The organism is Streptomyces anthophorae, from assembly GCF_049310305.1.
Classification (GTDB): Bacteria; Actinomycetota; Actinomycetes; order Streptomycetales; family Streptomycetaceae; genus Streptomyces.
On record NZ_JBLWQQ010000001.1, the window covers coordinates 1,112,986 to 1,136,928 of the forward strand.

Genomic DNA, 23,943 nt, shown 5'->3' on the forward strand with positions numbered 1-23,943 from the left:
GGTGACCGCCCCTTCCTCGTTCCTCAGGGCCTGGGCGCGGTGAGATACCGCTGCATCGTGGGGCCGAGCCAGTCCACGATCTCCTCGTGGTCGAGCGCCACGCTCGCCGGGAAGCGCAGCACATAGCGCGTCAGCGCGAGCCCGAGCACGGTCGAGGCGCACAGCGCCGCCCGGGCCGATGCCTGCTCCGGCTCGGGGCCCACGCGGCGGGCCAGCGGGATCAGTTGCTCGCGCAGCACGGTCTGCATGCGTTCGGCGGCGGCCGGGTCGGTGGCGCTGACCCGCATCAGCGCGGTGAGCTCCCCGTTCTCCTCCCACAGGGTGAGGAAATGGCGCACCAGCGTGCGGCCGATCTCCTCGTGCGGTTCGACGGTCAGGCCGGGCAGGTCGGGGTCGATCGCGACGGCCGCCGCGAACAGGCCCGCCTTGTTGCCGTAATAGCGCATCACCATGGACGGGTCGATCTCCGCGTCGCGCGCGATGGCCCGGATGGTCGCCTTCTCGTAGCCGTCCGCCGCGAACCGCTCGCGGGCCGCGGCAAGGATCGCTGCGCGGGTGCCGTCGGATCGCCGCGCGGCCTGCTTGTTCTCCGTGCTGCCTGCCATGCCAACAAATGTAGGCCAACGCGTGTTGACAGTCCAGGGCCACAGCCCTACGTTTGCCAACACACGTTGACCAACAAGCGTTGGCAAACGGATGTTGGCACGGTCGTGAGCGCCGCCGGATCCAGTACGGCGGCGGCCCGGCCGCCCAGCCACGGGACACCCGACAGCGAGAGGAAGTGCCGAGAATGGCCGAGCTGCAGAGCCTGGACCCGAGTACGCCGATGTTCGCGCAGTTCAAGGAGGAGACCGGGCGCATCGTCCTGGCCAACACCTTCGTCGTCCCGAAGGAGAGGACCGAGGCGTTCCTGGCCCTCTTCCGCAGGCAGGCGGAGTTCATGAAGGCCCGGCCGGGATTCGTCTCCCTGCGGATGCACAAGGGGACCGCCGGCAGTCAGTTGCTGATGAACGTCGCGGTCTGGGAGTCGACCGAGACGCTCGCCGCCGCGTTCGGCAGCCCGGAGTTCCAGCGCCTGGCCGCCGAGTTCCCCGACGACATCGTGTCGTACCCGCACATCTTCGAGCAGATCGAGGCGTGAGACGACTACCTCCCGCCCCCGCACCTTGACCCACACCGGGCTCAACATCGAAGGAGCAGCACCGTGTCACTGAAGAACGTCAACACCGTCCTGGCCACCGTCGGCGCCCTGTTCGTTCTCTACCTCGGGCTGTCCTTCATCCTGGCCCCGGCAGCGTCCACTCCCGGCGTCGGCCTGCCGAACTGGCCGGCGGGCGACGGCGACGGCTTCCTCGTCATGAAGGGGATCCGTGAATTCTCGATGGGCCTGGTCATCGGCATCCTGCTGGTGACGGGCCACCGGCGCGCCCTGGGCTGGGTCCTGCTGATGGAGGCCGTCGCCCCGTTCGGCGACATGATCAACGTTCTGACGCACCACGGGACCATCGCCGCCGCGGTCGGCATCCACGGCCTGACCTCGGCGCTGATCGCGACCACCGGCCTGCTGTTCCTCCGCGAGACGGGCAGGACCCGCAGGATCCCCGCCCCGGCGCCCGCGGCGCAGCCCGCCTGACGGCCGCAAGCACGTAGGGGTGGTCCGGCCACACGGCCGGACCACCCCTACGTGCGATCGGTGCGCCTCACACGTTGCGCTCCGCCAACCGGTGCGGGTGGGCCGGGTAGACGCCGAGCACACGGACCTCGGACGAGAAGAACCGCAGCTCCTGGAGGGCGAGCGCGACACGTGGCTCGTCGGGGTGGCCCTCGATCTCGACGTAGAAGCAGCTCGGGTTGAGGCCCGCGCCCATCTGATAGCTCTCGATCTTGGTGAGGTTCACCGCGCTGCTGGCGAATCCGCCGAGCGCCTTGTACAGGGCGCTCGGAATGTTGCGAACGGCGAAGAACAGACTCGTCATGGTCGGTCCGCCCGACACGGGGGCGAAATCGGCGTCACGGGACAGGACGACGAACCGCGTGGTGTTGGCCGGGTCGTCCTCGACGCCCGCCTGGAGCACCTCGAGACCGTAGTGCCCGGCCGCGGCCGGCGGAGCGAGCGCCGCGTGCCGGGGGTCGTTCAGCTCCGCCACCTCGCGGGCGGCGCCCGCGGTGTCGTCACTGACGCGGGTGCGCCAGCCGCCCGCGCGCACGATCTTGCGGCACTGCCCCAGAGCGTGCACATGACTGCGGACGCACTCCACCTGGCCGAGCGAAGCCCCGGGCACACCCATGAGGTCGAAGCGGATGGCGTGGAAGTACTCGCCGACGACGAACAGGCCAGACTCCGGGAGCAGGTGGTGCACATCGGCGACGCGACCGGCCGTGGAGTTGTCCACGGGGATCACCGCCAGGTCGGCGTCGCCCGACGTCACCGCGTCCAGCGCCTGCTCGAAGCCGACGCAGGGCAGTTCCGTGCACCCCGGGAACAACGTCTGGGCGACGGTCGCCGAGTTGGAGGCGTGCTCGCCTTGGTACGCGATGCTGGTCACAGGGGTTCACTTTCGGTGCGGTAGGCGTAGTCGTCGATCATTGGATTCAACAAGAGTTTCAAGGCCCGGGGCGGCGGTGTTCAGGGGTTGAGAACGACGCCGCCCGAACGATGCCGCCCACCCCGGCCGTTAACCGCACGGCGCGGGCGGCTCAACGCACCCCGTAACGCGCCTCGATCCCCGCGACGATCAGCTGGAGCCCCTCCTCGAACCGCTCGTCGTACGCCGCGAACAGCTGGTCCCCCGCGGCCGCGGCCAGCGGGTAGTCGGCGAGCTTCTCGGCGCGTTCGGCGAGGTCCACGAGCGTCTCGTCCCGCGTCGGCTCGGGAAGCATGCCCTGCTCCTCGGTGACGAAGCCGAGCGTGTACATGCTCGCCGTGCTGCTCGCCCAGGCGGCCTGTTCGGCGGTGAATCCGGCGTCGATGAGCAGCCGCAGATGCGCCTCGAGCTCCGGGCCGTGGTCCGTGCCCGTGAGCCGCGAGCCGCTGAAGACCTTCGCCCCGTCGCGGTACCGCAGGAGCATGGCCCGCAGCTGCCGGTTGACCCGCAGCAGATGCTCCCGCCAGTCCCCCGCCGGCTCGTAGGCGAGGGACGCCCCGCCCGCCTCCGTCATCCGCCGGAACATCACGGTCGCCATCTCGTCCAGCAGCGCCTGCTTGTTCTTGAAGTGCCAGTACAGGGCGGGGGCCTGCACGTTCAGCTGCTTGGCGATGGCGCGCAGGGTCAGCCCTTCGAGACCGACGTCGTTCAGCACGTCGAGGGCGGTGCCGGCGACGTGCGCCTTGTCGAGCTTCGTCTTGGCGGACTGCGCCTTGGCGGGCTTGGCCTTGGCGGGCTGCGCGCTCGACTGCGCGCTCGACTGCCCGTTCGACTTCTCGTTCGGCTTCTCGTTCTCGGACACGCTTGACAGTTTAACGCCGTTAAGGCGATGCTCGACACAGCGGAACTTAACGACGTTAAGGAGTGGGTGGCAGTGGGCGCGAAGCAGAACACGAGGGCAGAGTCAGGGGCAGAGGCCGAGGCCGCCGAATCGACGGAGGTGCTGATCGTGGGGGCGGGCCCGACGGGGCTCGCGCTCGCGGTGGATCTGGCGCGGCGCGGTACGCGGGCGCTGCTCGTCGAGCGGGCGGACGGCCTGTTCCCCGGCTCGCGGGGCAAGGGGCTCCAGCCCCGCACGCAGGAGGTGCTGTACGACCTCGGGGTCCTCGACGCGATCCACGCGGCGGGCACGCGGTACCCGACGATGCGGGTGTGGGAGGGCGACCGGCCGGGCGAGGAGTGGGACATGATGGAGCGCTCCGAGCCCACCGAGCAGATCCCGTACGCGGAGGGCTGGTTGATACCCCAGGGCCGCACGCAGGAAGTGCTGTACGCGCGACTGCGGGAGCTGGGCGGAGAGGTCCGTTTCGGCGCGGCGTTGAGCGGCCTCACCCAGGACGGGGACTCGGCGACGGCGACCTTCGAGGACGGCTCGGCGGTGCGCGCCCACTACGTGGTGGCGGCGGACGGCGGCCGTTCCACGGTCCGCAAGTTGCTGGGCATCGGCATGACCGGGGAGACCGTCGACCCGAAGCCGATGCTGGTGGCGGACGTGCGGCTCACGGCCGACGCCCCGCTCCCGGACACGCACTGGCACGTGTGGCCGAAGGCGGCGGACGGCACGGTGGCCTTCTGCCCGCTGCCGCCCGACCCGGCACAGGAGGGACGCCTCTTCCAACTGGCGGCGCAGTACGCCGACGAGTCCGCGACCCCCGACCCGACACCGGACGGCGTGACCAAGCTCCTGGCGAGCCGCACCGTGCTGGACGCGGAGCACATCGCCGAGGTGCCGTGGGCCTCGGACTTCAAGGCTCGGGCGGCACTCGCGGACCGCTTCCGGGTGGGCCGGGTCTTCCTCGCGGGCGACGCGGCGCACATCCACTCCCCTGCCGGGGGCCAGGGCCTGAACACCAGCGTGCAGGACGCGTACAACCTGGGCTGGAAGCTGGCGGCGGTCCTCACCGGCACCCCTGCCCGGCTCCTGGACACATACGAGGAGGAGCGCAGGCCCGTGGCCGCCGGGATCCTCGGCATCAGCACCCGGATCCACCGCGCGAGCTCGGAGGGCCGGCACACGCGGCGGGGCGGGGAGATGCGCCAACTGGGCATCGGCTACCGCGAGTCGCCCCTGACCCACGACACACGGCCCGACCTCGCGGACGACGCCCTGCGGGCGGGCGACCGGGCCCCGGACGGCCGGCGGAGCGGGGTCCGCCTCTTCGACGTGTTCCGGGGACCCCACTGGACACTTCTGGCGGTGGGGACGGATGCCGAACTGCCACTCCTGGCGGTGGGTGCCGAAACCGAATCCCCGCTCCTGGCGGACGACTTCATACGCAGCGCCCGCATCCCCGAGTACGAGGCGTACGGCCCGGGCCTGTTCCTGATCCGCCCGGACGGCTATGTGGCGTGGGCCGGGGAGACGGCGGAGGGGGTGGAGGAGTATCTGGCGCAGTGGGGCCCTGCGGGTTGCACCGCACCCCCGGGCGATGACTCGACCCGCTCCCTGTGACGTGCCCGCGCCCCGCGCCCCCGTGACGCGATCCGGCACACTGGAGGCCCATCGCTCCGTCCGCCCGGTCACATGGTCACGCCCGGGCGGGCACCCGGCCCCCGAAGGAGCCCCCGCGTGAAGCGCCCCACCGCCCGCGACGTCGCCCAGCTCGCCGGCGTCTCGCGTGCAGCCGTGTCGTTCGTCTTCAGCGGGCGCGCCGAGGGGAATCTGTCCGCCCGGACGCAGCAGCGCATCAAGGAGGCGGCGGACGCGCTCGGCTACCGGCCCGACGAGGTGGCGCGGTCGCTGCGCGCGCGGCGCACGGGAGTGATCGGGATGCTCAGCGACTCGATCGCGACGAGCCCGTTCGCCGGACGCATGGTGCTCGGCGCGATGGAGGCGGCCCGTGCGCGCGGTCACCAGGTGCTGCTGATGGAGTCGGGCAGCGACAGCGCCGCGGAGGCCGAGGCGGTCGCCGAGCTGCGGGCGCGCCGGGTCGACGGGTTCGTGTACGCGGCCATGGATCTGAATGCGAAGGACATCCCCGAGGGCCTGGACCCGGCCCGCACAGTGCTCGCCAACTGCCTTCCCCGCAAGGAGGGTTCGTACGCCGCCGTGGTCACGGACGAGCGGGCCGGCGGGCGCGGCGCCGTCGACGTGCTGCTCGCGGCGGGACACCGCGACATCGCCTTGGTGGGCGGCCCCGAAGGGAACATCGCCGCCGACGACCGCGCCCTCGGCTTCGCCGACGGGCTGCGCGCGGCGGGTGCGCCCGTGCGCAAGCGGCGGCTGCTGCGGATCGGCTGGCAGATCGACGAGGGGTACGCGGCCGCGCTGCGGCTGCTGGACGCGGCGAAGCCGCCGACGGCCGTGGTGTGTGCCAACGACCGGGTGGCGACCGGCGTGTTGCTGGCCGCCGCCCGGCTGGGGATCCCGGTCCCCGAGCGGCTTTCCGTGGTCGGGTACGACGACCAGGACCAGATGGCCGCACACCTGGTCCCGGCCCTCACGACCGTGGCGCTGCCGCATCACGCGATGGGCGCGAAGGCCGTGGACACGCTGCTCGACGCGGTGGAGTCGGGCGAGCCGCTCGCGACGGGGCATGTACGGCGACTGGAGTGCCCGGTCGTCGCGCGCTCCTCGGTGGCGGCTCCTGCCGGCGCCTGAGCGCCCGGCGGTCACGGCATCAGGGGTGTTCCCAGGCCGTCACGTCGACGTCCGCGGCGCCCTGGGTCACCGAGACCTGCCACGTGCCCCGCGGCGCCGGGTACACCTTCTCCGTGAGGGCGACCCGCTCGTCCCACACCGCCTCCACGAGCGGCCCGTCGACCAGGACGCGCAGCCGTCCGCCGGTGCCGGTCGGTCCGGTGGCGGTGACCGTGCCGGTGCGGGGTCGGGCGGCGGAGGCGGGCGCGGCGGTGCGGTCCAGCGTGAGGGTGCCGCGGGTGGGGTTGAGCCGCAGGGTGAGGGTGGCACCCAGGCGCACCGTCACCTCGGCGTCCGGTTCCTGGGCGTGGACGTCGGCCTGGATCTCGTACGCAGGAGGCAGTGGCTCGCCGGGAGGCAGTTCCCGGCCGCGCAGGGCGGTCAGTTCGCGGGCGAAGGTGTGTCGCAGGGTGCCGTCGGGGTGCAGCCCGAGCTCGCGGGGGTGCGTGAGGCAGCCGGCCCAGCCCGCCGCGACGGACTCCGCCTCGGTACGCGACTCCCAGCTCCAGGCCCACATCAGTGTCCGGTCGGACTCGACGAGGGTCGTGGGGGCATAGAAGTCCCGTCCGTGGTCGAGGAGTCCGCCGCGCTCGGGTACGAAGCGCAGACCCTCGCCGTGCGGGGCGAGTGTGCCGGTGAGGTGGGTGGCGGTGTGGGTGACACCGTCCACCCACAGGGACACCACGAGCGTCCAGCGGTCCTCGCCCACGGGGAACAGGGCGGGGCACTCCCAGGCCGTGGCGGGCATCGCGTGTCGGGCGGCGGCCGGTTCGGCGGCGTCGAGGAGTGAACCCGCGTACTCCCAGGGGGAGTCGAGGGTGTCACCGGTGATCCGGTAGAGCAGGACGTCGGGCCGCGGATCCGCACCTCGGTGTCCCGCGCCGACCAGGGCCCAGCGGCGGCCCTCAAAGGTGAAGAGATACGGGTCGCGGAACGCGAGCAGGTCGAGACCGGGCGGCGGGCCGTCGACGACGGGACGAGGCAGCGCCTCGAACCGGGTGAGCCCCTGGTCGGCGGCGCGGGCCAGCATGACACTGCCGATGCCGTCGTCGCGGTTCATGCCGGTGTAGACGGCGGTGGGGACCCCGTGGTCGAGGACCGCGCAGCCGGACCAGGCACCGAGCCGGTCGGGCAGCTCGGCGCCGGGAGCGAGGGCGACGCCGTGGTCGCTCCAGCGGACCAGGTCCGGACTGGAGGCATGACCCCAGTGGATGTCGCCCCACACCGCGGCGTGCGGGTTGTGCTGGAAGAAGAGGTGGTAGCGACCGTCGTGGTACAGCGGCCCGTTGGGGTCGTTGCACCAGTTCCCCGCGGCGGGCCTGACGTGGTGGCGCGGCGCCGAGCGGTCGTCGGCGGGCATTGCGGGGGTGTGCGGGGCGAGGTGCGTGAGGTGCGGCATGCGGCGTGACTCCTCGGCGTCGTGAAGGGGGTGCAAGAAGGTGCGCAACTGCGTTTCGCGGGGCGTGGAGCGGGCCGACGGCCTCTCGCGCAAGCCCTGCGCAGCGCAACCTAACACGTGATAGCTTCACGGCTCCCCCAGTCACCACGCCCCGTCGCGAGCATCGGCCGCCCCGGGCACCGGGGCACCCGCTCGACCCCAACTCCACGAAGGGAAACGTCCCTTGATCGTCGTCACCGGTGAGGCCCTCATCGACCTCGTCCCGCAGCCCGGCCCCGGAGGTGCGCTCGCCGCCCTCGCCCCCAAGCGCGGCGGCGGCCCGTACAACACGGCCATCGCGCTCGGACGGCTCGGCGAACGCACCGCGTTCCTGTCCCGTGTCTCGCGCGATCCGTTCGGCGAGGAACTCCTGACCGGCCTGCGCGAAGCGCGAGTCGACGTGTCGTGCGTGCAGCGGGGCGCCGAGCCCACGACGCTCGCGGTGGCCTCGGTCGGCCCCGACGGATCGGCCGGCTACTCCTTCTACGTCGAAGGCACCGCCGACCGCCTGTTCAGCGCGCCCGCCCAACTCCCCTGCGGGGCAAGGGCGGTGTCGTTCGGCACCTGTTCGCTGGTCCTGGAGCCCGGGGCGAGCGCGTACGAGGAGGTGCTGCGCCGCGCCCACGCGGACGGGCTGTGCACCGCCCTCGACCCGAACATCCGGCCCGGCCTGATCCCGGACCCCGCCGCCTACCGGGCGCGCTTCCGCTCCTGGCTGGCGAGCACCACGCTGGTGAAGCTGTCCGAGGACGACAGCCGTTGGCTCGGCGGCGACCCCGCCTCCTGGCTCGCACACGGCCCCTCGGCCGTCGTCGTCACCCGCGGCGCGGCGGGCCTGACCGCTTTCACGCACGCGGGCGAGGTCACCGTGCCCGGGGTGCCGGTGGCCGTGGCGGACACCATCGGCGCGGGCGACACGGTCAACGCCGCCCTGCTGCACCGCCTCTGTGCCCACGACGCGCTGAACGCGAAGGCGATGGCGGCGCTGACCGGGGCGCAGTGGCGGGACATCCTCGGGTTCGCGGCGCGGGCGGCCGCAGTGACGGTGTCACGGGCGGGCGCCGAACCGCCGTACGCACACGAACTCGGCTGACACATCAACCCGCGTACGCACACGAACTCGACTCACACATCAACCCGCGTGCGCACACGAACTCGACTCACACATGCGCCGATCGACCGGGCCCGCCCGTGCGCGAGCCCGGTTCACCCCAGTGCGAACTCCCGGATCTCCAGCGCGCCGAAGACGGCCGGGCCGCCCGACGCGTACAGCGCGACCCGGTCGTCGCCGGGCAGGCCGAACACCTGGTGGGTGTGGACGTGGCGACCGTCGCCCACGAACACCTCCACCGTCGTGCGGTCCACCAGGACGCGCAGCTCCAGCTTGCCCGCGGCCGCGTCGACCGGGGTGTGCGTCTCGCGGGTGCCACCGGGGTACAGCGTGCCGCCGCGGTTCACGTACGCGTAGCCACCGGCGACGTACACACCGACGTCCACGTGCCGGGTGCCGCCGGGGGCCTTGCGGAGCTGGAGGCCGATGTTCTCCGTCTCACCGGGGGTCCAGCGCAGTTCGGCGCGGATCTCGTAGGCGGTGCCGGTGAAGTCGAGCGGTTTCGTTCCGTCGACGCGTACGTCGCCGAGGGCGGTGGTGTCGGTGACGTACGCGTCCAGGGCCGGGGTGGGGCGCGAGGCCAGGAAGTAGGTGCCGTCGCCCGCCCGTTGGAGGGTGATCTCGCGCGTGACGGAGTCGGTGCCGTTGAAGCCGTCGGCGACGAGCGTGGGTGTGTTGTGCGGGTACTCCCAGCTGTTCGTCCAGGCGAAGGCGTACCGCGCCGCCGGGTCCACCGTCCCGTCGGCCGATCTCTTCTCGCAGGTCACCGCGGCGTACCAGTCGGGACCGTGGTCCAGCCACCGCGGCGCGTCCGCGACGGCGGTGAACGTGTCGCCGTCGAAGTCACCTGTCCAGTACGCGTACGTGGCGGGCAGGCCGCTCGACGTGCCGTTGGCGCTCGCGGCGAGCACCCAGTGCCAGGTGTCGTCGGCGGCCTTGATGCGGAACAGGTCGGGGCATTCGAGGGTGCCGTAGCCGTCGCGGACGAATCCGCTGCGGTACGTCCAGGACTTGAGGTCGTCGGAGGTGTAGAGCCCGATCTTGTTCCGCTCGGCGAGGGCGAGGACCCAGCGGTCGCGGTCGGTGTCGCGGACCACCTTGGGGTCACGGAAGTCCTTGACGCCCGGGTTGGGCAGGACCTGCCCGGTGCCGTGCGGGCGGAAGGTGCGGCCCGAGTCGGTGGAGTACCACAGGTACTGTGCCTGGGAGTTGGTGGCGGAGTCGGGCTCCATCGTCACGAGGGCGATCACGGCCCCCGCACCGAAACCCGCGGTGTCGTCCTCGTCGACGACGGCGCTGCCCGACCATGCGTCGCCCGCGGAGGTGGTGTCCTTGGGCAGGGCGACACCCCGGTCCGTGTAACGCACCAGGTCGGGGGAGGTGGCGAGCCGCCAGGAGGTACCTTCGGCGCCGGTGATGTAGTCGGCGTTGTAGAGCGTGAAGTACGCGTAGGCGCCGTCGATCCAGACGGGACGCTGGGGGTCGTTCTTCCAGTTGTCCGGGATCGTGTAGTGGTACGTGGCGCGGTAACTGCCCAGCGCTGCCGCCGACTTGGGTCTCGCGGGGGCGGCGGAGGCGGGGACGGACAGGGCCAGTGTGCCGCCCAGGGCCGAGGCCCCGAGGAGTGCGGCTCGGCGGGTGACGGGTCGGGGCGCCATGGTTGGCCTTTCGGTCGGGGCGAGGGGCGCGCCATCACATGCGCCCCTCTCGGAACATTCGGCCCTCTCGGACGAGCATGAACCTAACTCGTGCTAGGTCAAGTCCCGCAAGGGGTGAGCGGGATCCGAAAAAACCTCGGGCCACCCTCTTGACGCGACCCGCCCGGCGCTTTCATCATCCCGGGGTCACCTCAACTATCACGAGTTAGGTCGGACTTGATGTTCCCCTCTGCCCCGGGACGGCGGCCATGACCACACCCTCACCACCCCCGCGCCGCAGCACTCCCGGCCGCCGCACGCTCCTGCGCGCCGGCGGCTACAGCCTCGCCGCGGCCGGGCTCGCCTCCACCGCCGCCAACTGGGACCGGCTCACCGCCTCCGACATCCCGGGCCGCGACGGGTCGATGCTCACCGTCGCGATCCTCGGCTCCGCGATCGACCCGAACCAACAGAACGTCCTGGTCGAGGACTTCCACCGGCTCCACCCCGGCATCAAGGTGCGGCTCCTCGCCGTGCAGGCCACGGACTGGAACGACTTCTTCGCCAAGATCCTCACCCAGATCGCCGCGGGCAGCGCCCCCGACGTGGTGTACGTCGCGACCGAGGGCGTGCAGCTCTTCGCCGACCGGCTCGGCCTCGCCCTCGACGACCGGGTCCGCCGGGACGCCGGTGAACTGCGGGAGTTCTTCGCCGACGTGCACCCCTCCCTCGTCGAATCGATGATGTACGAGGGCTCGCTGTACCAGCTTCCCGTCGAGTTCAACGCCGCGGACATGTACCTCAGCAAGAAGGTCCTCGCCCGCACGGGCGCCGAACTCCCGCCGGCCGACTGGACCCGCGACGACTTCACCGCGCTGCTGCGCGACATGAAGCGCGCGGGCGGCCGCGGCTTCACCCCGTTCTTCTGGACCAACCGCCTGTGGGGCGGCGTCGTGCCGTGGCTCTTCGCGAACGGCACCAACGTCCTCACCGAGTCCAAGGCACCCGGCGGTGACTGGCTCTGGAACACCTTCTACGACCCCAGGATGCGGCGCGGCCGCGGCGGCGGCTTCCGCTGGACCACCCCGCAGGCGCTCGACGCGCGGGTGGAGGAGGTCTACGAGTATCTGGCCTCGCTCGTCCACGACGGCCTGTGCTCGCGGCCCGAGGGCGGCAGCGGCACCAATCTGATCGGCGCGTTCTCCACCGGCCGCGTCGGCGCCACCCCGGCGGGCGGCTTCTGGGCGGGCGGGCTGAGCACGGCGGGCGTGCGCAGGGACGCGTACGACACCCAGTTCTTTCCGCGCTGGCGTACCCAGCGCCACCAGTACGGCGCCGCCGGGTACGCGATCCTGCGCACCTCGAAGCGGCAGGACGAGGCGTGGGAGTTCGTGAAGTACTCGGTCCGCAAGGACGTGATGACACGGCTCTTCCAGGCGAACCAGACCACTCCGGCCCGCCGTTCCATGGTCACCGCCGAGCGGTACGCCAAGACGGGCCCGGCCCACTGGGACGTCTTCTACGACACCCTCGACCGCTTCCCCACCACGGGCCCGATCCCGGCCCCTCCGCAGGTCGCCGCCGTCGACCTCGCCCTCACCAAGCACACCGCGACCGCGCTCGGCAGCCGGCGCGGCGTCAAACCGGCGCTGCGGGCGCTGCAACGGGACCTGGAGCGAGCCATGGAGCGTGACGTATGAGCAGCACCCGGAGCCCCTCCGTCGCCACGGTCAGGAGCCGCGCCGCGCGGGTCACCGCCTGGCTGTTCCTCGCGCCGACCATCCTCGGTGTGCTCGTCTTCACCGTGGTGCCGATCGTCGGGTCGGTGGTCCTGTCCTTCTTCCACTGGGACGTCATCGACCGCCCGACGTACGCCGGACTCTCCAACTACACCGAGCTGACCGCCGACACCTCGATTCTCACCGCCTTCCGCAACACGCTGCTCTTCATGGTGTTCGCGGTGACACTTCAGCTCGCGGTCGCGCTCGTCCTCGCCCTGGCGTTGCAGGGTCGGATGCCGCGCTGGATCCAACAGGCCCTGCGCTCCGCGTTCTTCTTCCCGCTCGTGCTGTCGGCGGCGTCCATATCGGTTGTCATGAAGTACCTGTTCAACCAGGATTTCGGCGTCGTCAACTGGCTGCTCGGGCAGGTCGGCGCCTCCCCCGTGCCCTGGCTGACGTCCGAGGGCTGGGCGATGGCCGCGGTGGTCCTCGTCTACGTGTGGCAGCAGTTCGGCTTCTCCTTCCTGCTGTTCGTCGGCGGGCTCGCCAACATCCCGCGCGAGCTGCACGAGGCGGCGGCGATGGACGGTGCCACGGGCCTGCGCAAGCACCTGCGGATCACCATCCCGCTGCTCTCCCCCACGCTGCTGGTGGCATCCGTCGTGGGTGTCATCAACGCGTTGCAGGTCTTCGAGCAGCCGTACGTGCTCACCGACGGCGGGCCGGGCGACGCGACCCGCACCGCGGTGATGGTGCTGTACCAGACCGCCTTCGAGCAGCTGCGGTTCGGGGAGGCGTCGGCGGTGGGCGTGGTGCTGTTCGTGCTGATCCTCGCCGTCACCGCACTGCAGTTCCGCCTCAGCCGCCGCTTCGTGCACTACCAGTGAGAGGCCTTCCCACCATGACCGCAGTGTCGTACTCCTCTACTTCCCCGTCCGCGCCGGAGCGGCTGCGCGAGCGGGTCGGCTCGCTCACCGCGCGGCGGCTCGGCACGGCGGCGCGCGTCGCGGGGCTGCTCGTCGTCGCGCTGCTCACCATCGGGCCCGTGGTGTGGACGGTGTCCACGTCGCTGCGCTCGCCGGCCGAGTCCTTCGACCTGCCGCCGCAGCTGATCCCGGCCGACGGGACCCTGTCGGCGTACCGGCAGGTCTTCGGACAGCTCGACGTGTGGCTGCTCGCGCTCAACTCCGCGCTGGTGACCGGCCTCATCGCCGTCGGACAGATGATCACGGCGGGGCTTGCCGGCTACGCGTTCGCCCTCCTCGACTTCCGTTTCAAGCGGCCGCTGTTCGGCCTGGTCCTGGCCACGATGATGGTGCCGGTGCAGGTCACGATCGTGCCGGTGTTCCTGATCCTGAAGGGGATGGGGCTTACGGACACGCTGCTCGCCCTCATCGTGCCGGCGGTGCCGACCGCCTTCGGGACGTTCCTGATGCGCCAGTACTTCCTGACGATGCCGAAGGAGCTGGGCGAGGCGGCCATGATCGACGGAGCGAGCCCGTGGCGGGTCTTCCGCTCGGTGTACGCGCCACTGGCGACGCCCGGCCTCGCCATCGTCGGCGTACTGGCCTTCAACTATCACTGGAACGAATTCTTCCGCCCCTTGATCCTGGAGACCAGCAACCAGAACTTCACGATGCCCCTGGGCCTGGTCTCCCTCCAGGGGAACCTCGGCACGGGATCGATCTCCGTGGTCCTGGCCGGAGTCGTCCTCTCGATGATCCCGGCGGTGGTGGTGTTCGTGATCGGGCAGCGGCCCTTGCGGGAGGGGATCACGTCGTCGGGGCTGAAGGGCTGAGAGCCGGTCAGTTCAAGTCGCTGCTGTACCGCCGGCTCTGGTCGCAGACCGCCCCGACGCCGATGAACAGCGCACCCGCGAGGAACAGCAGCGAGACGCCCCATGTCGCGTGGGTCGGGGACGCCTGCACGATGGCGAAGGCCGCGAGCGGGGCCAGGCCGCCGGAGAAGGCGCCGCCCACCTCGCGTCCGGTGCCCAGGCCCGTGCCCCGTACCGCGGGCGGGAACTGGCGGGCCAGGAAGGCGCCCTGGGCGGAGAGCAGCGCGGGCACCGTGATGCCGGTGGCCAGGGTGAGTCCGAGCCAGATCAGCCAGTTGTTCCGGGTGTCGAGGAGCCAGAAGAACGGGAAGGCCAGCGCGGCGGTGGCGGCGGCGCTGAGGACGACCACCTTCTTCGAGCCGATGACGTCGCTCAGGCGGCCCGCCAATGGCACCGTGATGAGTGAGCAGCAGCTCGCGATGCTGATGCCCAGGGCGCCGACGCCGGCCGAGACACCCTGGAAGTCGGTGAGATAGGAGAGCGAGAACGTCTTGAAGGTGTAGCTCACGCCGTTGTAGCCGATGGTGATGGCCATGACGACGGCGAGGCCGCGCCAGTCCGTTCTGAAGAGCTGGATGAGCGGGTTCTTCTTCCGCGTGGTGGGTCGGGCGCTCTCCTGGTGTGTCATCTCCTTGAAGGCGGGTGTCTCGGGCAGGTTGCGCCGCACCCACAGACCGATGCCGACGAGGAGGAAGCTCAGGACGAACGGGATCCGCCAGCCGACGCTGTACAGGAAGTCGTCGTTCATGCTGGTGAGGGCGGCGACGGTGAGGGACGAGGCGAGCAGCCCGACGTTCACCCCGAGCGCGGGCCACGAGCCCTGCCGACCGCGCGACGTGGTGTCCGCGTGCTCGTACGCCACGGCGATCGCCCCGCCGAACTCGGCGCCCGCGCCCAGGCCTTGGAGCAGGCGCAGCAGGATGAGCAGGACCGGGGCCATGACACCGATGGAGGCGTAGCTCGGGAGCAGGCCGATGCAGGCGGAGGAGGCTCCCATCAGGGTGAAGGTCAGGGACAGCACCTTCTTGCGACCCAGCCGGTCGCCCATCATCCCGAAGACGATGCCGCCGACGGGGCGGGCGAAGAACCCCACCGCGAAGGTGCCGAGGGCGGCCATGGTGGCCAACGCGGGTTCCCCGGCCGGGAAGAACACCTTCCCGAACACCAGTGCCGCCATCGAGGCGTAGAGGTAGAAGTCGAACCACTCCATCGCGGACCCCGCGATGACGGCCGAGCGCACGCCTTTCGGCGCCCGCGAGGCGGTCGCGCGCTCTTCGTCGAGCGTACTTGCCATGTCCCTCTTCTTTCGGTGCCCGAGCCGGACGCGGACCGTGCCTGCGGTGCGTCGGAGCCCGGAGGAGCGGGTGAGTCCTCATATACGAGTTCTTATATACGAACCATGACTCGGATATGCGAAGGCTAGGCGAGCGCCGAAAGGGGCGTCAAGAAGTCGGCAGGGCCCAACTTGTATCCAGTGAAGTCGGCGAGGTGGACATATCCGATGCGCTGATAGAGGGCGTTGCTGGTGGGGTTGGCCGGGTCCGTGAACAGGACGACCTCCGTCGCCCCCGCGGCCAGCGCCGCCTCGCTCACCGCGACCGTCACGGCGCCCGCGTAGCCGCGACCCCGGAGGTGGGCCGGGGTATAGACGGGGTCCACCCGGACCATCCCGCCGACGACGGACGTCACGGCCGCCATGGAGACGGGAACGCCGTCCGGGCCCTCCCAGAATGTGAAGTGTCGGTCACCGAAACGCGAGTCGCCCCAGGAGCCGGCATCGATCAAGTCGAGGGAGGGCTGCTCCCCGACGAGGACACAGAACTCGCGACACCAACGCACGACTTGCTCGCGGTCGCTCTCGCCCGCCACGCGGCCCCGACCCTCCGGGGGCCGACGCGGCGGGGTGAGCGTGCCAAGGCGGTAGAGGTGCGTCTGCCAGAACGGGACGTGGCTCGCACCTGTGCACCGCTGCCACGCCTCCGCGAAAGCGGTGGCGGTGTCGTGGTCGGCGAGGATGCCGGGCGGGCAGTGGCCGAGGCCGATCAGGCGAGCGACGAGGGTGTCGACCTGCTCGACGGAGAGCGGGGTGATCCACAGGTGTCCGCTCGGCCTTCGATAGAAGACGGCGCAGACTTCACCCTCCGACTCCAGACGGCCGAAGACGCGCGCTTCGCGCCCTTGCGCGCCGGTCCCGCGCGCCCGCAGTTTCTCGATGTCCGTCAGTGGGGTGTTGTGCAGCGCGGGCCGTGAGCGCAGGAAGCCTCCGGCCCGGGCGAGGAAGTCGTCGACGTCGTCGGTGAGTTGCCAGTCGTCCGGGATCATGCTTCATGGTCCCGGACGCACTCGGCCCGCAGGAGCGGCCGGGCGTCAGCGGGATGGCCGGGCTCGCCGGGGCGTTGGGCGCCTCCCGTGCCGGACAGGGGGCGGACACCGGCCGAGCCGGTCTCACCACGGGCGGTGCACTCGTGCTGCCGGCCGCATCGTGGTTGGCGGCCGGGCAGGCGTCCTGGTCGCTCCGGCTGGTCGTCGGCGGCGTGATCGTCCTCGACTTCGCGGTGCAGGCGGTGCACGTCAGCAATCGACACATGCTCACGGCCGCCTACGCGCACCACACGAGCAGCGTCATCGGCGGCTACATGCTCTTCTACTCGCTCGGCTCAGCCGTCGGAGCAACCGGCATCACGGGCGTTGACTACCGGCCGCCGAGTCGCGACGCTGCCGCGGCCACCGCGCCCGTGAGCGCGTCCGCGATGGCGGGGAGGTGTTCCGCGATGCGCTGGGTGGGTCCCGCGACCGAGATGACGCCGCGCACCGCGCCCTGGACGAGGATCGGGCGGGCCGCCGCGCTGACGTCGGGGAGCGTCTCTCCCCTGTTGAACGCCACGCCATCGGTGCGCACGGCGGCGAGTTCGTCGAGCGCGGAGCGGTAGGCGTCCGGATCCGTGAGCGTCTCGCGCAGGTAGGCCTCGCGCTGCGCCGCGGGGCGGTACGCGAGGACGACCTTGCCCGCGCTCGGCGGATACAGCGGGCGGCGGACGCGGATGGGCGCCGAGTAGCGGATCAACTGCTGCGATTCGGCGGACGCCAGATACACGACCGAGTCACCGACCGCCACGCCGAGCATCGCCGTCTCCTGGAACTGCTCGCGCAGCGCGTCGAGGCTGGGCTGCGCGGCCCCGGCCACGTCCAGGGACGGCTGCGACAGCAGGTTCGCGAGCGCGGGACCGAGCTGGTAGACGCCGTGCTCCTCGATCAGGTAACCCGTCGACACAAGCCCCTTGACCAGCCCGAAGACCGAGGACTTCGGGGCGTCGAGGGCGGTGGAGAGCTCATGCATCCGAGCACCGTCCCGCTGCGCGACGATCTCGAGGATGTCGGTCACCCGGCTGACGGTCCTGTGCGCCTTGGCGACGGTCTCGGCCACGGCGGCCCTCCCTCTCGGTTCGTATCTACGAACTCTATCCGCCCCCAAAGCTCCCGGTCGACTCTTGACCGGCCGCATCCGCACACCTACGTTGATCGTATCTGCGAACGCGATGACGCAAATACGAACGGACATCGTCATGCACACCGAGCCGCACCCCCTGCCGACCACCAAACCGGGCACGCCGTCGGCCACCGAGCCCCACACCGGTCCACTCACCGAAGTCACCCAGCGCGGGCTGTACTTCGAGGAACTGGAGCCCGGCGTGCGGTACGCGCACCGCCCCGGACGCACCCTCGGCGAGGCCGACAACACGTTCTTCACCACGCTGACCATGAACCCCCAGAGCCTCCATCTGGACGAACACGCCGCCGCGGACACGGAGTTCGGACAGCGCCTGGTCAACAGCCTGCTCACGCTCTCCACCGTCGTGGGCCTCAGCGTCGGCCAGCTCACCCAGGGCACGACGGTCGCGAACCTCGGCTTCGAGCAGGTCACCTTCCCCGCACCGGTGTTCCACGGCGACACCCTCTACGCCGAGACCGAGGTCGTCGCCAAGCGGGCGTCCGCATCGCGCCCCGACAACGGCGTGGTCACCTTCGAGCACCGCGGCCGCAATCAGCGCGGTGAACTCGTCGCTCTCGTCCGGCGCGTGGCCCTGATGCGGCGCCTCCCGGCCGACTCCCCCGCGAAGGCGGACCGATGAGCGTGCTCAACGGCCCCGCCCTGCTGTTCTGCCCGGCCGACCGCCCGGACCGGTACGCCAAGGCCGCCGCCCGCGCCGACAGCGTCGTGCTCGACCTCGAGGACGCCGTGGCCCCCGCGGACAAGCCCCGTGCCCGGCAGTCCGTCGTGCGGGCCCTCCCCCACCTCGATCCGGCACACACCTTCGTACGGATCAACGCCCTCGACACACCGTGGGGCGAGGACGACCTGGCGGCGCTGCCCGAACACACCATGGTCATGCTGCCCAAGGCCGAATCGGCGGCCGACGTACGTGCCTGCGCACCGCGCACCGTCCTCGCCCTGTGCGAGACCGCGGCCGGGGTCCTCGCCGCCGAGTCCCTCGCACGCACCGACAACTGCGCGGGACTCATGTGGGGCGGCGAGGACCTGATCGCCGACCTGGGCGGCCGCTCCAGCCGCGGCCCGGACGGCGGCTACCGCGGCGTGGTGCTGCACGCACGGGCACGTGTCCTGCTCGCCGCGACAGCCGCCCAGAAGTACGCCGTTGACGCCGTGCACCTGGACATCCCCGACCTCGACGGCCTGGCGGTCGAGGCCGAGGACGCCGCGGCCGTCGGCTTTCGCGCCAAGGCCTGCATCCACCCGAGCCACGTCGCGCCCATCCGCGCCGCGTTCGCGCCCACCGAGGAGGAGGGCCGGTGGGCCCGCGAAGTCCTCGCGGCGGCCGAGACCCACGGGGCCGTCTTCCGCTACGAGGGCCGGATGGTCGACGCACCCGTCCTTGCCCATGCCCGTTCGGTGCTCGCCGCGCTGGAACCGTCCGGCGACACCGGCCACGACACAAGGAAGTGACAGCGACATGGACTTCGAACTGACCGCTCAGCAAAAGGACATCCGGTCGGGCGTGCGCGACCTGGCCCGGTCCTTCAGCCCCGACTACTGGGCGCAGCAGGACCAACGCGCGGAATTCCCCTGGCAGTTCTACGAGGCGTTCGCCAAGGCGGGCTGGCTCGGCATCGCCGTGCCCGAGGAGTACGGGGGCGGTGGCCTGGGTGTCCTCGAAGCCGCTCTCCTACTGGAAGAGGTGGCCGCGTCCGGGGCGGGCATGAACGGCTGCTCCACCATGCACCTGACCATCTTCGGCCTCAACGTCCTGGCCAAGCACGGCAGCGAGCGGCTGCGCCGCGAGGTCCTTCCGCACGCGGTCACCGGCGATCTGCATGTGTGCTTCGGTGTCACGGAACCCGACGCCGGCACCGACACCACCCGCGTCTCCACGTTCGCGCGCCGCGACGGAGACCACTACGTCATCGACGGCCGCAAGATCTGGATCACCAAGGCCGGGGACTCGCAGAAGATGGTGCTGCTGGCCCGCACCACGCCGCGCGATGAAGTCACCAAGCCCACCGACGGCCTCTCCGTCTTCCTCGTCGACATCGACCGCGGCGCCATGGACATCCGGCCGATCCCCAAGATGGGCCGCAACGCCGTCGCCTCCAACGAGATCTTCATCGACGGCCTGCGGGTGCCCGCGACCGCCCGGATCGGCGAGGAGGGCCAGGGCTTCCGCTACCTCCTGGACGGCCTCAACCCCGAACGGATCCTGCTCGCCCACGAGGCCCTCGGCATCGGCCGCGCCGCCCTGGACGTGGCGACCCAGTACGCCAAGGACCGTGTCGTCTTCGACCGCCCCATCGGCCGCAACCAGGGCATCGCCTTCCCGCTCGCCGAGGCCCTCACCCGCCTCGACGCCGCGCGGCTCATGGCCCGCAACGCCGCCTGGCGCTACGACCAGGGGCAGACGTGCGCCCGCGAGGCGAACATGGCCAAGTGGCTGTGCGCCGACGCCGGTTTCCAGGCCGCCGACGCCTCCGTCCAGACCCTGGGCGGCATGGGGTACGCGAAGGAGTACCACGTCGAGCGGTACTTCCGGGAGTCACGCCTGATGCGCCTTGCGCCCGTCAGCCAGGAGATGGTCCTCAACTACGTCGCCCAGCACGTGCTCGGTCTGCCGAGGTCCTACTGATGAACACACCTGTGACCGTCCCCGACTCCCCTGCGCCGGGCGCCCTGTCCGGGCTCAAGGTCCTCGACCTCTCCCGCGTCCTCGCGGGACCGCTGTGCACCCAGATGCTGGCCGACCACGGAGCCACCGTCGTCAAGGTGGAGTCCCCGGCGGGCGACGACACCCGCCGCTGGGGGCCGCCGTTCCTCACCGAGGACACCAGCGCGTACTACGCGAACGTCAACCGCGGCAAGAAGAACATCGTCGTCGACCTGGCCACCGACCAGGGCCGCGCCGTCCTGGGCACCCTCATGGCCGACGCCGACATCGTGGTGGAGAACTTCAAGGCGGGCACCCTCGCAGCCTGGGGCTACCCCGACGACGTGATCCGCGAGCGCTGGCCGGCTCTGATCCACTGCCGCATCACCGGTTTCGGCACGGACGGACCCCTGGGCGCGCTCCCCGGCTACGACGCCGTGCTCCAGGCGTACGGCGGCCTGATGAGCATCAACGGCGAAAGGGAAGGACCACCACTGCGGATCGGTGTCCCCGTCGTCGACCAGGTCACCGGCATCCTCGCCTTCTCCGGAATCCTGCTCGCCCTCCAGGAACGGCAGCGCTCGGGACGCGGCCAACTCGTCGACACCACACTCCTCGACACCGTCATCAGCCTCCTCCACCCCCACTCGGCATCCTGGCTGGCCGACGGCCGGGTTCCGTCCCGCACCGGATCCGCGCACCCCACCATCGCCCCGTACGAGAACTTCGCCACGCTCGACGGCCTGTTCTTCATCGGCGCCGGCAACGACCGCCAATTCGCCGCGCTCGTCGACGTGTTGGGCGAGCCCGCCCTCGCCACGGACCCCCGCTTCGCGACCAACCCCGACCGCGTGCGCAACGTCGCGGAGCTGCGCGCCATCCTCACCGAGCACATCGCACACCGCCGCCGCGCCGAACTCTCCGAACACCTCCTCGCCCGAGGCGTCCCGGCGTCCCCGGTCCACGACATCGCCGAGGCCATGACGGCGCCCCAGGTGCGCCACCGCGAACTCGTCGTCGAACAGGACGGCTACCGCGGCGTCGGCGTCCCCATCAAACTGAGCCGCACCCCCGGCCGGGCAGCTGCCCCTCCGAGCCCGGCGGGCGGCGACACCAGGGAGGTACTCGCGGCGGCGGGCTGCACGGACGCGGAGATCGCGGAGTGGCTGGAGGACGGCGCGGTGGCGTCCCACGAGCCCGAACCCTCCGCCCCGCCCCGGGACCACCGCCTTCGGAGCAGCACCCCATAGCCGTACGAACCGCCTCTCGGGGCGGCGGCGGTGCGCTACCGTCCGAGCAACCGACTGCGGGCCACAAACGGGAGGGACCCCATGTTGCAGCAGGTCGCGGACGGAGTGCTGGTCCACCAGAGCGAGTTGCTCCAGAACAACACCGTTGTCGTGCAGGGCACGGGCGGCGTGCTGCTCGTCGACCCCGGGATCACGGGCGACGAAATGGCCTGTCTGGCGAACGACCTTCGTGTGTACGGCCATCCCGTGACGGCCGGCTTCTCGACGCACCCCGACTGGGATCATGCGCTCTGGCATGCCGAGTTGGGCGACGCGCCTCGCTACGGGACGGCCCGCTGCGCGGAATTCCTGGAAGACCTGCTGTCCCACACGGACTGGGAGACCCGGCTCGCCGAGGGACTGCCACCGGAAATCGCCGGGGAAACACCACTGGACCTCTTCGGCCGCATCACGGCCCTGCCCGCCGGGACCACACGAATCCCCTGGTCCGGCCCCGAAGTCCGGATCATCGAACACCCGGCCCACGCCCCGGGCCATGCCGCGCTGTTGCTGGAACAGAGCAGGGTTCTCATCGCGGGCGACATGCTTTCCGACGTCCTGATCCCGATGCTCGACGATGCCGCCGACCCGATCGGGGACTACCTCGTCGGGCTGCGACTGCTCGAGGACGTGGCGGACGGCCTCGACGTCGTCGTCCCCGGCCACGGGTCGGTCGGCAGAGGCGATGAGGTGCGGGCACGGATCGAGCAGGACCGTGCGTACGTGCACGCCCTGCGCGACGGTCTCGCCCCCGACGACCCACGCCTCGGCCCGTCCACGAAGCCGGGCTGGGAGTGGGTGAACGACATACACGATGGGCAGGCCGAGAGCGTCGCCCGGCGCGATCAGCGCGGCGGAACCCGCAAGTAGTTCTTACCGGGGCGGGCCGCTGAAGACACCGGAGCGGCACGGCGCGGCGCGCACGCCGCGTCTCCCCCGCGTGCGTCAGGCCGTCGGGTCCCAGAGCCCGTCGGCCTCACCACGGGCAAGGTGCTCGGTGTAGACGCCGACCTTCCACGCGATGACGGACCGGCACTCCTCCAGCGCCCGGATCTGTGTGTCGACGCGCTGCCGGTGGGCGTCGAGCAACCGCAGCCGTTCCGCCTCGTTGCCCGGACCCCGGCGTACCAGTTCGGCGAAGTGCTTGAGGTCGGCGAGCGGCATGCCGGATTCGCGGAGCTTGACGCAGATGAGCAGCCACTCGACATCGAGCGAGGTGTAGCGCCGCCGACCGCCCGATGTGCGCTCGACCGGCCCGACGAACAGGCCCTCGCGCTCGTAGTAGCGCAGGGCGTGCACGCTCAGTCCGGTCCGCTCCGCCACCTCACCGATGCTCAGCGACGGCGCGGCGGCCTCGGTGTTCGTCATGCCGCTCCCACCTGGACTTGATCTAGACCTCGCTCTAGATCGTAGCGTCCGCGGCATGACCACTCCTGAACAGCAGCCGCTGGGCTCGCCCTTCTCCGCATCCACCACCGCAGAGGACGTCATGGCCAGCCTCGATCTCTCCGGAACGACCGCCGTGGTGACCGGGGGCTACTCCGGCCTGGGCCTGGAGACCGCCAGGGCGCTGGTGGCCGGCGGTGCCCGGGTCATCGTCCCCGCCCGTCGCCCCGAGGTTGCCCGTGTCGCACTGAAGGGGGTGGAGAACTGCGAGGTCGTCCCCATGGACCTGGCCGACATCACCAGCGTGCGTTCAGCCTCCGCGCACATCAGCGCCCGGTTCGACCGGCTCGACCTCCTGATGGCCGTCGCAGGGGTCATGGCCACCCCGGAGCGGCGCGTTGGTCCCGGCTGGGAAGGCCAGTTCGCCGCCAACCACTTCGGGCACTTCGCTCTCGCCTGTGAGCTCTACCCGCTCCTGGCCGCCGCCGGGGGTGCGCGCGTCGTGGTCAACAGCTCGGCCGGACACACCCTCACCGGCATCCGCTGGCACGACCCGCACTTCCGTACCGGTTACGACGAGTGGCTGGCCTACGGTCAGGCCAAGACCGCCAACGCCCTCTTCGCCGTGCACCTCGACGCCGTCGGGAAGGACGACGGCGTCCGGGCGTTCGCCCTCCACCCCGGCAAGATCATCACTGGTCTCCAGCGGGAAATGACGCTCCAGGCGCAGATCGACCGAGGCTGGGTGGACGAACACGGCACCGTCATCGGCGACGGTTTCAAGACCCCGTCCCAGGGGGCCGCCACCGGGCTGTGGGCCGCGACGTCCCCGCTCCTCGACGGCCGGGGCGGTCTCTACCTGGAGGACTGCGACATCGCCCGTGTCTCTGCACCCGGCACGCCCATGGACGACGGTGGTGTCCGCGCGTACGCCATCGAACCCGGCGAGGCGGCCCGGCTCTGGTCGGTGTCCCTCTCCGCGACCGGCGCCACACCGGTCCCCCGATGACCCCGCACCCTGCGCCGTAACTGCTCGATGGCGCACACGCATTCGGGCCCTGGGCCGTTGACCACGTAGGTTGAC

23 protein-coding genes are annotated in these 23,943 nt (G+C 71.2%); 14 read left to right on the forward strand and 9 right to left on the reverse strand.

What is annotated here, in order from left to right; translation table 11 throughout:
* Positions 1–23: 23 nt before the first annotated feature.
* The gene (locus ACNYS0_RS04890) at positions 24–605 is read right to left on the reverse strand and encodes a TetR/AcrR family transcriptional regulator (protein ID WP_422471408.1); all 582 of its coding nucleotides are present in this window, start codon (positions 603–605) and stop codon (positions 24–26) included.
* A 185-nt stretch (positions 606–790) separates the two neighbouring features.
* Here ACNYS0_RS04890 and ACNYS0_RS04895 point away from each other — a divergent pair, with 185 nt between their 5' ends.
* Both ACNYS0_RS04895 and ACNYS0_RS04900 read left to right on the forward strand, forming a co-directional pair.
* A complete protein-coding gene (locus ACNYS0_RS04895; RefSeq protein WP_422471409.1) occupies positions 791–1,141 on the forward strand; it encodes an antibiotic biosynthesis monooxygenase family protein in 351 nt (116 codons plus the stop codon).
* 63 nt (positions 1,142–1,204) lie between these two features.
* On the forward strand, positions 1,205–1,633 hold the full coding sequence (locus ACNYS0_RS04900; protein ID WP_422471410.1) for a DUF4267 domain-containing protein: 429 nt from the start codon (positions 1,205–1,207) through the stop codon (positions 1,631–1,633).
* Between the two features lie 67 nt (positions 1,634–1,700).
* On the opposite strand, the gene ACNYS0_RS04905 is transcribed toward ACNYS0_RS04900, so the two are convergent.
* Entirely contained in the window at positions 1,701–2,546 is an 846-nt protein-coding gene (locus ACNYS0_RS04905) for a prephenate dehydratase (RefSeq protein ID WP_422471411.1), read from the reverse strand.
* A 151-nt stretch (positions 2,547–2,697) separates the two neighbouring features.
* Complete coding sequence (locus ACNYS0_RS04910) at positions 2,698–3,300, reverse strand: TetR/AcrR family transcriptional regulator C-terminal domain-containing protein (RefSeq protein WP_422482460.1); 603 nt, start codon at positions 3,298–3,300, stop codon at positions 2,698–2,700.
* Positions 3,301–3,519: 219 nt separating this feature from the next.
* On the opposite strand from ACNYS0_RS04910, the gene ACNYS0_RS04915 reads away from it, so the two are divergent.
* Entirely contained in the window at positions 3,520–5,097 is a 1,578-nt protein-coding gene (locus tag ACNYS0_RS04915; protein ID WP_422471412.1) for an FAD-dependent monooxygenase, read from the forward strand.
* 117 nt (positions 5,098–5,214) lie between these two features.
* The gene (locus ACNYS0_RS04920) at positions 5,215–6,246 is read left to right on the forward strand and encodes a LacI family DNA-binding transcriptional regulator (RefSeq protein ID WP_422471413.1); all 1,032 of its coding nucleotides are present in this window, start codon (positions 5,215–5,217) and stop codon (positions 6,244–6,246) included.
* 19 nt (positions 6,247–6,265) lie between these two features.
* Here the strand turns inward: ACNYS0_RS04920 and ACNYS0_RS04925 are convergent, their stop codons facing one another.
* Positions 6,266–7,684, reverse strand: a complete 1,419-nt coding sequence (locus ACNYS0_RS04925; RefSeq protein WP_422471414.1) for a glycoside hydrolase family 32 protein — start codon at positions 7,682–7,684, stop codon at positions 6,266–6,268.
* 223 nt (positions 7,685–7,907) lie between these two features.
* Here ACNYS0_RS04925 and ACNYS0_RS04930 point away from each other — a divergent pair, with 223 nt between their 5' ends.
* The gene (locus ACNYS0_RS04930; RefSeq protein WP_422471415.1) at positions 7,908–8,816 is read left to right on the forward strand and encodes a carbohydrate kinase family protein; all 909 of its coding nucleotides are present in this window, start codon (positions 7,908–7,910) and stop codon (positions 8,814–8,816) included.
* Positions 8,817–8,929: 113 nt separating this feature from the next.
* Here the strand turns inward: ACNYS0_RS04930 and ACNYS0_RS04935 are convergent, their stop codons facing one another.
* On the reverse strand, positions 8,930–10,492 hold the full coding sequence (locus ACNYS0_RS04935; protein ID WP_422471416.1) for a glycoside hydrolase family 32 protein: 1,563 nt from the start codon (positions 10,490–10,492) through the stop codon (positions 8,930–8,932).
* Positions 10,493–10,740: 248 nt separating this feature from the next.
* On the opposite strand from ACNYS0_RS04935, the gene ACNYS0_RS04940 reads away from it, so the two are divergent.
* The 3 genes from ACNYS0_RS04940 to ACNYS0_RS04950 are packed head-to-tail and all read left to right on the forward strand — an operon-like array spanning position 10,741 to position 13,990.
* On the forward strand, positions 10,741–12,171 hold the full coding sequence (locus tag ACNYS0_RS04940) for an extracellular solute-binding protein (RefSeq protein WP_422471417.1): 1,431 nt from the start codon (positions 10,741–10,743) through the stop codon (positions 12,169–12,171).
* Positions 12,168–13,079, forward strand: a complete 912-nt coding sequence (locus ACNYS0_RS04945; protein WP_422471418.1) for a carbohydrate ABC transporter permease — start codon at positions 12,168–12,170, stop codon at positions 13,077–13,079. Before ACNYS0_RS04940 ends, ACNYS0_RS04945 begins: the two co-directional genes overlap by 4 nt.
* Positions 13,080–13,093: 14 nt before the next feature.
* Entirely contained in the window at positions 13,094–13,990 is an 897-nt protein-coding gene (locus ACNYS0_RS04950; RefSeq protein ID WP_422413455.1) for a carbohydrate ABC transporter permease, read from the forward strand.
* A 7-nt stretch (positions 13,991–13,997) separates the two neighbouring features.
* Here ACNYS0_RS04950 and ACNYS0_RS04955 read toward each other — a convergent pair whose 3' ends face one another.
* The 3 genes from ACNYS0_RS04955 to ACNYS0_RS04965 form a co-directional block, all read right to left on the reverse strand.
* Entirely contained in the window at positions 13,998–15,323 is a 1,326-nt protein-coding gene (locus tag ACNYS0_RS04955; RefSeq protein WP_422471419.1) for an MFS transporter, read from the reverse strand.
* Positions 15,324–15,448: 125 nt separating this feature from the next.
* Positions 15,449–16,351, reverse strand: coding sequence for a GNAT family N-acetyltransferase (locus tag ACNYS0_RS04960; RefSeq protein ID WP_422471420.1), 903 nt, complete (start codon positions 16,349–16,351; stop codon positions 15,449–15,451).
* Positions 16,352–16,721: 370 nt separating this feature from the next.
* Positions 16,722–17,453, reverse strand: a complete 732-nt coding sequence (locus ACNYS0_RS04965) for an IclR family transcriptional regulator (RefSeq protein ID WP_422471421.1) — start codon at positions 17,451–17,453, stop codon at positions 16,722–16,724.
* 112 nt (positions 17,454–17,565) lie between these two features.
* Here ACNYS0_RS04965 and ACNYS0_RS04970 point away from each other — a divergent pair, with 112 nt between their 5' ends.
* From ACNYS0_RS04970 to ACNYS0_RS04990, 5 genes are all read left to right on the forward strand, one after another.
* Entirely contained in the window at positions 17,566–18,159 is a 594-nt protein-coding gene (locus ACNYS0_RS04970) for a MaoC family dehydratase (protein ID WP_422471422.1), read from the forward strand.
* The gene (locus ACNYS0_RS04975) at positions 18,156–18,992 is read left to right on the forward strand and encodes an HpcH/HpaI aldolase/citrate lyase family protein (RefSeq protein WP_422471423.1); all 837 of its coding nucleotides are present in this window, start codon (positions 18,156–18,158) and stop codon (positions 18,990–18,992) included. Before ACNYS0_RS04970 ends, ACNYS0_RS04975 begins: the two co-directional genes overlap by 4 nt.
* 7 nt (positions 18,993–18,999) lie before the next feature.
* Positions 19,000–20,166 carry an acyl-CoA dehydrogenase family protein gene (locus tag ACNYS0_RS04980; RefSeq protein ID WP_422471424.1) on the forward strand — a complete coding sequence of 389 codons (1,167 nt, stop codon included), beginning with the start codon at positions 19,000–19,002 and terminating at the stop codon, positions 20,164–20,166.
* Positions 20,166–21,434 carry a CaiB/BaiF CoA transferase family protein gene (locus tag ACNYS0_RS04985; protein WP_422471425.1) on the forward strand — a complete coding sequence of 423 codons (1,269 nt, stop codon included), beginning with the start codon at positions 20,166–20,168 and terminating at the stop codon, positions 21,432–21,434. Before ACNYS0_RS04980 ends, ACNYS0_RS04985 begins: the two co-directional genes overlap by 1 nt.
* Before the next feature lie 81 nt (positions 21,435–21,515).
* Positions 21,516–22,343, forward strand: coding sequence for an MBL fold metallo-hydrolase (locus tag ACNYS0_RS04990; RefSeq protein WP_422471426.1), 828 nt, complete (start codon positions 21,516–21,518; stop codon positions 22,341–22,343).
* A gap of 75 nt (positions 22,344–22,418) precedes the next feature.
* On the opposite strand, the gene ACNYS0_RS04995 is transcribed toward ACNYS0_RS04990, so the two are convergent.
* The gene (locus ACNYS0_RS04995) at positions 22,419–22,841 is read right to left on the reverse strand and encodes a MerR family transcriptional regulator (protein ID WP_422471427.1); all 423 of its coding nucleotides are present in this window, start codon (positions 22,839–22,841) and stop codon (positions 22,419–22,421) included.
* Between the two features lie 55 nt (positions 22,842–22,896).
* Between ACNYS0_RS04995 and ACNYS0_RS05000 the strand changes: the two genes are divergently transcribed.
* Positions 22,897–23,868: an SDR family NAD(P)-dependent oxidoreductase gene (locus tag ACNYS0_RS05000; RefSeq protein ID WP_422471428.1), complete on the forward strand. Its 972-nt coding sequence runs from the start codon at positions 22,897–22,899 to the stop codon at positions 23,866–23,868.
* Positions 23,869–23,943 lie beyond the last annotated feature (75 nt).